Source organism: Corallococcus exercitus, from assembly GCF_003611585.1.
In the GTDB taxonomy this organism is placed as follows: domain Bacteria; phylum Myxococcota; class Myxococcia; order Myxococcales; family Myxococcaceae; genus Corallococcus; species Corallococcus exercitus.
Genome location: NZ_RAVW01000859.1, coordinates 1 through 613 on the forward strand (window position 1 = coordinate 1; position 613 = coordinate 613).

Annotated in this window: 1 protein-coding gene; it reads right to left on the bottom strand. The window is 71.5% G+C overall.

Translation table 11 applies throughout. The features are described from left to right. Positions 1–9 precede the first annotated feature (9 nt). Positions 10–396, bottom strand: a complete 387-nt coding sequence (locus D7W79_RS42560; RefSeq protein WP_244222292.1) for a hypothetical protein — start codon at positions 394–396, stop codon at positions 10–12. Positions 397–613: the final 217 nt, after the last annotated feature.

Consider the following 613-nt stretch of genomic DNA (forward strand, 5'->3'; position numbering starts at 1 on the left):
CCGCCCGCCCTACGCCGGCAGCCGCCCCGTGTTGGCCCAGTCAATCATCCGCTCCGCCAGCTCCTCCGCGTTGCGGCGCAGGTAGGCCAGCTGCAACACCTCGTCGTCCGTGCACGCCAGCGCCATGCGCACCCGCACGCTGTCCGCGAAGCGCAGCACCTGCCCGATGCTCAGCGACGCCCGGTCCTCCAGCGCCCCCGCGAACCGCGCCACGTCCGCCTCCACCGCGCAGCCCTCCGCCAGCAGCGCCGCCACCAGCGCGGACCTCGCCACCCGGTGCTCGCGCGACCGCGCGTCCTGCAACTGGCGCCGCCACGGCTGCGCCTCCCACCGCCCCCCGATGGGGCTTACTGGCTCGGGCCCGCCCTGTGTCCGCGACTCCATTGCTCGCATCATCAGTGCCCCCTCTTCCAAGACCAGGGTCCGTCCATGGGCATGACCGGCGTCGTGCCTCCGAGCCATCCGCGGGCTGGGGGCTTTGCTGGAAAAACGCTTTGGTCCGGGTTTCTTGATGGCCCGGAGGGACGTTGGAACTGTCATGCGTGGACACCTCCGTCAGCTCTGCTTTGAGGGAATTGTCGGAAGGCGGTCCGGGTGGCTCGGGGACGGGGGG

Excerpts from the sequence above, each read along its gene's own strand:
- D7W79_RS42560 (WP_244222292.1), bottom strand. The coding sequence starts at position 396 with ATGATGCGAGCAATGGAGTCGCGGACACAGGGCGGGCCCGAGCCAGTA.